Source organism: Actinacidiphila oryziradicis (assembly GCF_005047355.1).
Lineage (GTDB): Bacteria > Actinomycetota > Actinomycetes > Streptomycetales > Streptomycetaceae > Actinacidiphila > Actinacidiphila oryziradicis.
Window position 1 is genome coordinate 45,602 of sequence record NZ_SUMC01000057.1, and the last position, 9,618, is coordinate 55,219.

9 protein-coding genes are annotated in these 9,618 nt (G+C 70.8%); 5 read left to right on the forward strand and 4 right to left on the reverse strand.

The window, feature by feature from the left end:
* The first annotated feature begins 270 nt into the window (after nucleotides 1-270).
* The 5 genes from FCI23_RS37345 (at nucleotide 271) to FCI23_RS37365 (ending at nucleotide 5,149) form a co-directional block, all read left to right on the forward strand.
* Nucleotides 271-1,320, forward strand: coding sequence for a LacI family DNA-binding transcriptional regulator (locus FCI23_RS37345; RefSeq protein WP_136728614.1), 1,050 nt, complete (start codon nucleotides 271-273; stop codon nucleotides 1,318-1,320).
* Nucleotides 1,321-1,488: 168 nt separating this feature from the next.
* Nucleotides 1,489-2,577, forward strand: a complete 1,089-nt coding sequence (locus FCI23_RS37350; protein WP_136728615.1) for a WD40/YVTN/BNR-like repeat-containing protein — start codon at nucleotides 1,489-1,491, stop codon at nucleotides 2,575-2,577.
* Nucleotides 2,578-2,607: 30 nt separating this feature from the next.
* Entirely contained in the window at nucleotides 2,608-3,285 is a 678-nt protein-coding gene (locus tag FCI23_RS37355; protein WP_136728616.1) for a uracil-DNA glycosylase, read from the forward strand.
* 28 nt (nucleotides 3,286-3,313) lie between these two features.
* Nucleotides 3,314-4,102: a phospholipid scramblase-related protein gene (locus tag FCI23_RS37360; protein WP_136728617.1), complete on the forward strand. Its 789-nt coding sequence runs from the start codon at nucleotides 3,314-3,316 to the stop codon at nucleotides 4,100-4,102.
* Nucleotides 4,103-4,270: 168 nt separating this feature from the next.
* The gene (locus FCI23_RS37365; protein ID WP_136728618.1) at nucleotides 4,271-5,149 is read left to right on the forward strand and encodes a sirohydrochlorin chelatase; all 879 of its coding nucleotides are present in this window, start codon (nucleotides 4,271-4,273) and stop codon (nucleotides 5,147-5,149) included.
* Nucleotides 5,150-5,233: 84 nt separating this feature from the next.
* Here the strand turns inward: FCI23_RS37365 and FCI23_RS37370 are convergent, their stop codons facing one another.
* From FCI23_RS37370 to FCI23_RS64075, 4 genes are all read right to left on the reverse strand, one after another.
* Nucleotides 5,234-6,271 carry a lactonase family protein gene (locus FCI23_RS37370; RefSeq protein WP_246144451.1) on the reverse strand — a complete coding sequence of 346 codons (1,038 nt, stop codon included), beginning with the start codon at nucleotides 6,269-6,271 and terminating at the stop codon, nucleotides 5,234-5,236.
* Nucleotides 6,272-6,532: 261 nt separating this feature from the next.
* A complete protein-coding gene (locus tag FCI23_RS37375) occupies nucleotides 6,533-7,159 on the reverse strand; it encodes a DJ-1/PfpI family protein (RefSeq protein WP_136728620.1) in 627 nt (208 codons plus the stop codon).
* Nucleotides 7,160-7,171: 12 nt separating this feature from the next.
* Nucleotides 7,172-8,152 (reverse strand): GlxA family transcriptional regulator, encoded by a 981-nt coding sequence (locus FCI23_RS37380; RefSeq protein ID WP_136728621.1) that lies wholly within the window; start codon nucleotides 8,150-8,152, stop codon nucleotides 7,172-7,174.
* 391 nt (nucleotides 8,153-8,543) lie between these two features.
* Nucleotides 8,544-9,413 (reverse strand): transposase family protein, encoded by an 870-nt coding sequence (locus FCI23_RS64075; protein WP_136728622.1) that lies wholly within the window; start codon nucleotides 9,411-9,413, stop codon nucleotides 8,544-8,546.
* Between the last annotated feature and the right edge of the window lie 205 nt (nucleotides 9,414-9,618).

The window sequence follows — 9,618 nt, forward strand, 5'->3', positions numbered from 1 at the left end:
GGATCCGTTCGGAGCTTTCATTAGTTGACGCCCAACTCCCTGGAATGGTGACCATTTGCCGGGTTTGTCGAAGTAAGGGGATTCCAGGGGTGCGGGATCCGTATGCAATGTCTTGACATGTCGAAAGTGGCGTCGTACACACCGGTATTCGTCGCTCTCTCATCAGTTGTCCCTGACACGCACGTCGGGTGACGGCACCGGCAGGTGGATAAGCCCGTGCCGGTGCCGTCGCGACGTATGGGCGGTCCCAAGGGCAGGTATAAAGGCCTGATGAGCTCAGATCCGCCACCACCCCGGCCGGCCACACTGGAGGATGTCGCGCTCGTCGCGGGCGTGTCCCGGGCCACCGTGTCCCGCGTGATCAACGGCGCGCAGACCGTGGACCCGGCCCTGCGACGCGCCGTCGAGCGGGCCATCGCCAACACCCGCTACGTACCGAACCGGGCGGCCCGTTCGCTGGTGACCCGGCGCACCGGCTCCATCGCGCTGGTGGTCTCCGAGGAGGAGCGGCGGACGGTCGCCGACCCCTTCATCGGGCGGATGTTCACCGATCCGTACTTCGGCCGGGTGGTCAGCGGCCTGTTGGAGGTCCTGCGCCCGGTGGGCGTGCAGATGCTGCTGATGCTCGCCGACGACGACGTCTCGCGCACCCAGCTCGTCAGCTATCTGCAGCAGGGCCACGTCGACGGTGTCATCCTGATCTCCTCGCACGCCGCCGACCCGCTGCCCGCCATGCTCACCAGCACCCGGCTGCCCGCGGTGCTCTCGGGCCGCCCTCCGCAGCCGACCCGGATCAGTTACGTCGACGCCGACCAGCAGGCCGGTGCCAGGCTCGCCGCCGACCACCTCGCCGGGCTGGGGCGACGGCACATCGGCACCGTGTCCGGGCCGATGGACATGCCCGCGGGCCAGGACCGGCTGGCCGGCTTCCGTGCCGCGATGGCCGCCCACGGCGACCACGAGGTGATCTCCGTCGAGGGCGACTTCACCCAGGCGGGCGGCGCCGCGGCCATGAAGCGGCTGCTCGGCGAACTCCCTGACCTCGACGGCGTGTTCATCGCCTCCGACCTGATGGCGCTTGGCGCGCTGCCCGTGCTCCACGGCCAGGGGCGGCGGCTGCCCGAGGATGTCGCCGTGGTCGGCTTCGACGACAGCAGCGCCGCCCTGGCGTGCTCTCCGCCGCTGACCACGGTCCGGCAGCCGGTGGAGGAGATGGCGGCGGAAATGGCACGGCTGCTGCTCCGGGCGATCAACGAGCCCGGCCGCCCTGCCCAGTCGGTGATCTTCCAGCCCACCCTGGTGGTGCGGCAGTCCGCCTGAGGGGGCGGCGGCCGCAGGATCCTCACCGGCGGGCAGGCGGACGCGACGCAGCTGGGGGAAGCCTCCGCCCTGCGACCTGCGCGTATGCGCGCCGTACAGGCCATTGTCAGTGGTGCGGTGCAAACTCTGTGATGCCGGACAGATTCCGCATACGGGAGGAGACGCATCATGGACAATATCTTGCTCGGGGTGGGCACCCAGAAGGGCCTGTTCCTCGGACGACGGCGCGGTGACGGAAGTTGGGGCTTCACCGGCCCGCACTTCCCGATGCAGGCGGTGTACTCCGTCGCCATCGACACCCGCCGCTCCGTACCCCGGCTGCTGGCGGGCGCGGACAGCTCGCACTGGGGCCCGTCGGTGTTCCGCTCCGACGACCTCGGCGCCAGCTGGCACGAGCCGGCCCGCCCAGCGGTGAAATTCCCCCAGGGGACGGACACCTCACTGGAGCGCGTCTGGCAGCTCCATCCGGCCGGGGCCGCCGCGCCCGATGTGGTGTACGCGGGCACCGAGCCGGGCGCGCTCTTCCGCTCCGACGACGGCGGGGAGACCTTCGAGTTCGTACGGAGCCTGTGGGAACATCCGCAGCGGGAGCACTGGGGCGCGGGCTTCGGCGGCCAGGCGGTGCACACCGTGGTGACCGATCCCCGGGACCCCGGTGCGGTGACGGTGGCTGTGTCCACGGGCGGGGTGTACCGCTCCCGGGACGGCGGGGCGAGCTGGGCGCCGTCCAATACCGGGGTGCGGGCGGACTTCCTCCCGGACCCGTATCCCGAGTTCGGGCAGTGCGTGCACAAGATCGCCCAGGACCCGACGGATCCCGACCGGCTGTATCTGCAGAACCACGGCGGGGTCTACCGCAGCGACGACGGGGGCGCGCTCTGGACGGATATCGGCAAAGGTCTGCCGGCCGACTTCGGTTTCGCGGTCACCACCCATCCACGGCTCGGCGGTGTCGCCTATGTGTTCCCGGTCAGCGACGGCGGGGACCGGTACCCGCCCGGCTACCGCTGCCAGGTGTACCGGACAGAGGACGCGGGCGGATCCTGGTCCGCGCTGTCCGCCGGGCTGCCCCACGAGGACCACTACGGCATCGTGCTGCGGGACGCGCTGCGGACGGACGACGCCGACCCCGCCGGGGTCTACTTCGGCAATCGCAATGGCGAGGTGTACGCGAGCGCGGACGAGGGTGACAGCTGGAAACTGGTGGCCTCGCACCTGCCTGCTGTGCTCTGCGTGCGGGCGGCGGTGGTCCAATGACCCGGCATTGACCCAGTAGAGTGACTCCCCGTGGCTGCACGACCGTTGAACGAGATTGTCGAGGCGGGCTGGGCGAAAGCGCTTGAGCCGGTCGCCGGACAGATCACCGCTATGGGCGAGTTCCTCCGCGCCGAGATCGCCGCAGGACGCACCTACCTCCCGGCCGGACCGAATGTGCTGCGTGCCTTCCAACAGCCGTTCGACGAGGTGCGGGTGCTGATCGTGGGACAGGACCCGTACCCGACGCCTGGTCATGCGGTGGGGCTCAGTTTCTCGGTGGGCCCCGAGGTGCGGCCACTGCCCGGCAGCCTGGAGAACATCTACCGGGAACTGGGTACCGACCTCGGGGTCCCCCGGCCGGCGAACGGCGACCTCACCCCGTGGACCCGGCAGGGCGTGCTGTTGCTCAACAGGGCGCTGACGACCGCGCCGCGCAAGCCCGCCGCACACCGGGGCAAGGGCTGGGAAGAGGTCACTGAGCAGGCGATCCGGGCACTCGTGGCGCGCGGCACACCGCTGGTGTCGATCCTGTGGGGACGCGACGCGCGCAATCTGCGGCCGGTGCTCGGGGAGCTGCCGGCGGTCGAATCCGCGCACCCTTCCCCGATGTCGGCCGACCGCGGGTTCTTCGGCTCGCGGCCGTTCAGCAGGGCCAATGACCTGTTGGCGCGGCAGGGTGCCGGTCCGGTTGACTGGCGTCTGCCCTGACCGTGTCGGTAGACGCTAGTCTGCCCGGGTGACGACGCATTCGAACACCCCGGCGGGCTGGTACACGGATCCGCACGGCACGCCGAACCTGCTCCGTTACTGGGACGGATCCCAGTGGACCGAGCACACGCACGCCGGCCAGCCGGGGCAGCCGCCTCCGCAGCAGGCACAGGCCCCGCGACAGCAGGGCGGGACCGCCGCAGCCGGCCCCGGTGCCGGCACCCTGTTCAGCGAGCCGGTCCTGGTGGTGAATCAGAAGGCCAAACTGATCGAGCTGAACAACGAGTACAGCGTCTTCGACCAGCACGGCGGCCAACTGGGCTCAGTGGTCCAGGTCGGCCAGAGCACGGCCCGGAAGGTGCTGCGGTTTGTCTCCAGCATCGACCAGTACCTGCCGGTGCGGCTCGAGGTGCGGGACGGCTACGGCCAGCCGCAGTTGTTGCTCACCCGTCCGGCGAAGTTCATCAAGTCAAAGGTGATCGTGCAGCGGCCCGACGGCCGGCCGCTCGGTGAAATCGTACAGCAGAACGCGATCGGCAAGATCAACTTCTCTCTCGAGGCCGACGGCCAGAAGATCGGCGCGATCAAGGCCGAGAACTGGCGTGCGTGGAACTTCGCGATCGTGGACCACACGGAGAGCGAGGTCGCCCGGATCACCAAGACCTGGGAGGGCCTGGCGAAGACGATGTTCACCACGGCGGACAACTATGTGCTGCAGATCCACCGGCAGCTGCCCGACCCGCTGCTCAGCATGGTCGTTGCCTCCGCGCTCACCGTGGACACGGCCCTCAAGCAGGATGCGCGCGGGCTCGGTTAGCCGGCACGGCGCCCCGGACCACCGGGCGGCCTCCGTCCTCAGTCACCGTTCACACTCAGCCCGTCCGGTGATTGGGGACGTAATAAAATCGGACACAACCGGACAGGTGGCCCCTCCAGAGGACCCTCCCGAACACCCACGGCCTCAAAGGCACTAGCATGCCTCGCCATGAGCACTGCCGAAGGCCCAGCATCCGGGCTACCTGTTCGAATGCCGCGACCCCGCCAGCCCGGGCGACACCGCCGGCCGGAGCTGTTGACCACCCCCGACGGCGCGCCGGCACTTGTCCTCGCCGTGCCCGGCACCCCCTCCTCCGCGACCAGAAGCCTCGCGGAGGAGGTCATCAGCATCGCCCGCTCGGAGGTGTCCGGCCTCGACCCGCGGATCGGATACGTCGACGGCGACGGCGAGGATTACCCCACGCTGGAGGCCGTGCTGACACAGGCCACCGCCGAGCGCGCCGGTGACTCCCCCGCCGCGATAGTCGTCCCGCTGCTCGCCGGGCCCGAGGCCTCGGTGATGCGGCGGATCCGCAAGGCGGTCATGGACAGCCGGTCCGCCGCCGAGGTGACCGACGTCCTCGGACCGCACCCGTTGCTCGCCGAGGCGCTGCACGTCCGCCTCTCCGAAGCGGGGCTCGCACGCGCCGACCGCGCCCGGCTGTTCACGGTCGCCACCGCTGCCGACGGCATCATCCTCGCCACCGTCGGCGGGGAGGAGGCCGTCCAGGCCGCCGGTGTCACCGGTCTGCTGCTCGCCGCGCGGCTCGCGATGCCGGTGCTCGCCGCCGCGCTGGATATCGACGGCTCGATAGCCCAGGCCGCTGACCAGCTGCGTTCCTCCGGCTCGCTCACGCTCGCCCTGGCCCCGTATCTCATCGGCCCGGAAATCGCTCCGGAGCTGCTCCACGACGCGTGCAAGGAGGCCGACTGCGCCGGAGCCGACGCGCTGGGCCCCTACTCGGCCGTCGGCAAGCTCGTCGTCGCCAAGTACACAGGCGCGCTCGGCATGGCCCAGCAGTCATCGCAGAGCGCCGCCGCGCACTGACCCCTCCGCAGCGGCACCTTCCGTCACGCGAGGGCTCGGGCGACGGTCGTCAGGGACCGTCGCCCGGGCCCGCTCCCATCGGCCTCAGCCGAAGACGACGCAGGAAGCCGCCGGTACGGGGATCGAGCCTGCCCGCTTCGGGGTGCCGGTGTCCGGATCGACGTCGAACCAGGTCACATCCCCGGAACGCTCGTTGGCCGCGTACAGGCGCCGCCCGGAGGGGTCGAGGGTGAGATGGCGGGGCCAGTCGCCACCGCAGCCGACGGTCTTGAGGAGTTCGAGCCCGTCCCCGGACTCGTCGGCCGACAGTATGGCGATGCTGTTGTGCCCGCGGTTCGCCACCCACACGAACCTGCCGTCGGGCGAGACCACCACCTCGGACGGATAGTTGGGGCCCTCGGCCCCCGCCGGCAGCACCGTCACCTCGGCCACCGGCCGCAGCCGGCCCGCCTCCGCGTCCCAGTGGCAGACCGTGACGACCGGCTTGAGCTCATTCACGACGTAGGCGCGGTCGCCTCGCGGATGGAACGTGAGATGGCGGGGCCCGGCCCCGGAACGCAGTCCCAGCTCGCGCTCGATCTCCAGCTCGCCGGTGGCCGTGTCCAGCTCGCAGATCCGCACCGAGTCGGTGCCGAGGTCTGCGCTGACCACCCACCGCCCCGACGGGTCCGGCAGCACCATATGGGCGTGCGGCCCGGACTGCCGTTCCTTGTCCGGGCCGTCACCCTCGTGCTGCAGTACGGACCGCAGCGTTCCCACACTGCCGTCCTCGTTGAGCGACAGCACGCTGACCGAGCCCGTGGCGTAGTTCGCGGTGAGCAGATGGCCCTTGTACAGGCACAGATGAGTCGGCGCTCCGCCACCCACGGGCACGGCCGCGCCGAGCGGTCCGGGCACCCCGGGGTCTCTCAGGGAGAATGCCGCGGCGGCGCCCTCCTCGCCCCTCTCGCTCACCGCGTAGAGCACCCTGCCGTCCCCGGAGAGGGCCAGGAAGGACGGGTCCGCCACCGCGTCCGTCGCGCCGAGGGCGGTGAGAGATCCTGTAGCCGGGTCGACGGCGGCCGTGGTGACTCCGCGACCGCCCGCCGATGTGAACGACCCGATGTAAGCATGCGCGGCCACTGCCGTACCTCTGCTTCTTCCGTCTGTTGTCCGTACGGCGGCTGAGAGTAGTACGTGGCATGGCCGGATCACGCGCGGGGGTTGCACCAGCGCGTCGCCCAGGATCAGTGCCCGCATCTGACCTTAATGAACGCACGCCGTTCGCGCAGCGCGAAGGCAGGCCGGGCTTCGACGAGGAGGGAGGCGGTCAGCTTCGCCACGAGGGGGCGCCCGGGGGACGCTCACAGATGCCCGGTGTGGTGCGGCTCGGCACAGGCACCGTCAGCGCCTGAGGCCTGCCTCGAGCAGGTCCTTGGCGGCCTGCGGGGCCTTGGCCGGGGACCCGGCGTCGAAAGGCGGCTGGGGGTCGTACTCGATGGCGAGCTGGATCGCCTCGGCGGTGGTCCGGTCGGTGAGCCGGGCGGCCAGCGCGAGCGCCATGTCGATACCGGCGGACACTCCGGCGGCCGTCACGACCTTGTCGTGGAAGACGACGCGTTCCGCCGTGTAGACGGCTCCGAGTGCTTCCAGTTCTGCCGCCGCGCTCCAGTGCGTCGCGGCGGGGAGGCCCTCCAGCAGCCCGGCAGCGGCGAGCACCAGGGAGCCGGTGCACACCGAAGCCGTCCAGGTGGTCGTGGCGTGTACCCCGCGGAGCCACGCGATCATGTCCGGGTCGGCCAGGAACTCGCGGGAGCCCCTGCCGCCCGGCACGACCAGCACATCACAGCGGTCGATGTCCGGGAAAGCCGCGTCGGCGGTGATGGCCAGCGCACGGCTGTCGGTCCGCACGGGCCCGGTCCTGACGGCCGCAAAGACCACCTCCGCCCCAGGCAGCAGCCTGAGCACTTCGTACGGACCCACCGCGTCCAGGGCGGTGAATTCATCGAAGATGGCGATGACTACTCGCATGGTCGTTACCTCTCACAGAGCGCTGTGCGCGGAAAAGCGGCGGCGGTACTCGCCCGGGGTGACCCGGACGGTCCGTCTGAAGGTGCGGTGCATGGTCTCGGGGGTGCCGAACCCACAGGCACGGGCGACGGACTGGAGGGTGGTGTCCGTGGTTTCGAGCAGCCGCCGGGCGGCCTCGACCCGGGCCGACTCGACGTAGGCGGCCGGAGTGCGGCCGGTCTCCGCCCGGAAGACCCGGGTGAAGTTGCGCTCGCTCATCCGGGCCCGGGCGGCCAGTACGGTCACGGCGAGATCGTCCGCGAGGTGGTCGGCAATCCACCCCTGCACCTCCCGCAGCGGCGTACGGGACGGTAGCTGGGCGGCGAGCTGGGCGCTGAACTGGGTCTGGCCGCCGGGGCGCTGGACGAACATGACAAGCTGTCGGGCGATCGTCCGTGACACCTCCGCCCCGTGGTCCTCCTCGACCATGGCCAGCGCCATATCGAGGCCGGCGGTGACCCCGGCGGAGGTCCAGATGCTGCCGTCGCGTACGAAGATCGGATCGGGATCGACCGTCACCTCTGGGTACCGGGCGGCCAGGTCGGCGCAGCGACCCCAGTGGGTGACGGCCCGACGCCCGTCCAGCAGACCGGCACTGGCCAGCAGGTAGGCACCGCTGCAGACGGATGCGGTGCGCCGGGCCCGGCGGCTGGTGCGGGCGAACCAGCCGACCAGCCAGGGGTCCTCACAGGCCCGCTGGACGCCCGGACCGCCGACGGCGATGAGTGTGTCGACCGGTCCCCGCAGTTCACCGGCGGCCCCGGTCGGGGTGATCGCGAGCCCGCCGGTGGACCGGACGGGAGCCGTCCGGCCGGCGACCGTCTCGATCGTGTACCCCGACTGGTCGGCGGTGTGCCGCCGGGCCTGCGCGAAAACCTCGTGCGGCCCGGTCAGGTCGAGGATCTGGAAGTCCGGGAACACGACGAAGACGATGCGTTTCGCTGTCGCTGTCACTCATTCATCGTCGGCGTGGGCGCCCGATGGCGGCAAGGACACGCATATGACGATTCCAGCCACGCCGTCAGGCCCCGCCCAGGAAGGACGGCCGTACCTTGCGCCGCGGGTTGTCGCGGTTCGTGTCCGCCAACCGTTCCTCAACACTGAGCAGGAGTGTGTCCTGGCTCGGTGCGCGTCCCGAACGGTGTTGGGTGCGCTGGTTGCCCGCGTTCGCGTACCTGGTGGCGGCACCCGTCGTGCGGGTGGTCCGGTCCGGGGTGGGCGGGTTTCCTCGCGCCCAGGGATATCCGGCCGGGCCTGGGCGCTCCGATGCCCCGCACCATCGCTCTGGTGGTGCGGGGGCGGTGGCGTCCGACGCCGGGCCGAATACCCTTGGGCGCGCCGTCCGTCATCGGCGAGCCCCTGAACCATGCCCGTGCGGATGCGGCCGACGAGGGCCTGGGTGGCGTCCCAGAGACGAGCCCCGGTGGCACTCCAGTGGGCGCTGCTGTTCCTGCCCGTGCTTGATGCAGCCGCTGGAGCTGGCGGGCCAGGGTCGGCCGTTGTTCTTGACCGTCAGCAGGTAGTGGGCGCCGCGCTGGTCCACCAGGTATTCGGGGATTTCGTTGGTCTTGGTGCGGATCTCGCGGGTTGCGATGGTGACGGCGTCGCTGTGGCGGACGGCAGACAGGACGAAGACCTGGCTGCCGTCGGGGCGTCTGGCGCCGCGCAGGCACTTGCCGTCCACCGCCACAGCAGTGCGACGCGGCTTTGGCGACGGGTCGGCAATGGCGGCACAGTGAGCAAGGCGCTGTTCGCGTTCGGGCACGACGTCCGGGGTTAGCCGGGTCGGCTCGGGGCGGGTCAGTGCGGCCAGGCGCCCGTAGCCCGCCGCGGTGAGCGCGACGGGGGCGACCTTCGCGTAGGCCTCGCGCAGGGTGCCTTCGTCGGGGACTCGGTAGCGGCCGGTGAGCGGGTTGAAGGGACAGCCGAGCCGCCGCAGCTCCTGGGGGCTGCAGCGGCGCGCCCATTCCGCCACCGCAGTATGGGAGTTGTGGCCTGCTGAGGCCAGCGCGCACACTCCGATCGCGAGCGGGGCGGCCAGCCGGTAGCGCACCCCGCGCGGATCTCGACGATCGGGCACCCGGGCGAGGCGGTCGAGCAGAACCCTCCGGCAGAGCGACTCCGGGGCCCTGTGCCGTGTCCTCTGCCGTTGATCCCTTCGGCGGATCTGCTCGTCGTTCAGGTCGTTCAGCGGTGGCTCGTCAGCACTCAGCACGGCCGCGACGCTCCCGACCCGCCCACGGCCACCGCGCCCGTTTCCCGGAGATCAGCCCAGATCAGGGGCTGCCGCGCGGCTTACGACGTCGTGCGCGGTAGCTGAGACCCCGGTCTGAGCATGCAAACGGCCGTGCGAGACGATCATGATTGTGACGTCAAGAGGGGCCCGCACGGCCTTGAGCCATCGTATCTGCACCGGGATC